Raw genomic sequence first — 287 nt, 5'->3', positions numbered from 1 at the left:
TTTCTGGCTTGGGCGGGAATTCGGCCGCGCAGAGATCCAATTCCTGCCATTGCCCCTGCCGATTACGAGCGTCGCCGCGTTTGAGGATCAACCGGGGGATACCCATGAAGAAGACGTACGGGAAGCCAGCCTCGGCGGTCCGGTGTTCCCCGGGGCTGACTTCAGTAAAACCAAGGTTGGCTGGACGGTGGGCGCTGGCCTCGCCTACGCGCCGACCGACAAACTGGTCGCAAACATTGACTATCGCTATTCCGATTTTGGCAGCACCCAATTCGCCACGCCAGCCG

Annotated in this window: 1 pseudogene; it reads left to right on the top strand. The window is 61.0% G+C overall.

Annotated elements, in window-relative coordinates:
- A pseudogene (locus tag EN862_RS35780) lies at positions 1-287 on the top strand (outer membrane beta-barrel protein); the annotation flags it as partial.

This window comes from Mesorhizobium sp. M2E.F.Ca.ET.219.01.1.1 (genome assembly GCF_004016445.2).
Taxonomy (GTDB): Bacteria; Pseudomonadota; Alphaproteobacteria; order Rhizobiales; family Rhizobiaceae; genus Mesorhizobium.
This window is presented reverse-complemented; position numbering and strand designations above follow the sequence as displayed.